The 548-nt window shown below is 76.8% G+C and carries 1 protein-coding gene; it reads left to right on the top strand.

What is annotated here, in order from left to right; translation table 11 throughout:
* Positions 1-548: sensor histidine kinase (locus tag ACFQ4O_RS18235; RefSeq protein ID WP_378777858.1), on the top strand; the 548-nt coding region annotated here is incomplete at both ends.

Below are 548 nucleotides of genomic sequence, written 5' to 3' on the forward strand. Positions count from 1 at the left end.
CGGGCGTGGCGGGCGCCGCCGACCTGCTGCTCGGCACCGCGCTCGCCGCCGAGCAGCGCGCCTACGCGCAGGCGGTGCGCAGCTCCGCCGAGGCCATGCTGGGGCTGGTGGACGAAATCCTCGACATGTCGCGCATCGAGGCCGGCAAGGTGGCGCTGCAGCCGGCGCCGTTCGATCCGGCCGCGATCGCCGAGCAGGCCGCCGAGCTGCTGGCGCCCCGCGCCCAGGCCAAGGGGCTCGACTTCGCGGTGTTCGTCGCCCCCGACACGCCGGCGCTGATCACGGCGGACGCGGCGCGGCTGCGCCAGATCCTGCTCAATCTGGCCGGCAACGCGGTCAAGTTCACCGAGGCCGGCGGCGTCGGCCTGCGGGTGGAGCCCGCGGGGGCGGGCCTGCGCTTCTCCGTCAGCGACACCGGGCCGGGCTTCGATCCCGCCGACGCCGCGCGGCTGTTCGGCGAGTTCGAGCGTGGCGCGGACGAGGCCGGAACGCCCGGCGTCGGCCTCGGCCTCGCCATCAGCGCCCGGCTGGCCGAGGCCATGGGCGTC

The organism is Methylopila musalis (assembly GCF_042679725.1).
GTDB lineage: Bacteria > Pseudomonadota > Alphaproteobacteria > Rhizobiales > Methylopilaceae > Methylopila > Methylopila musalis.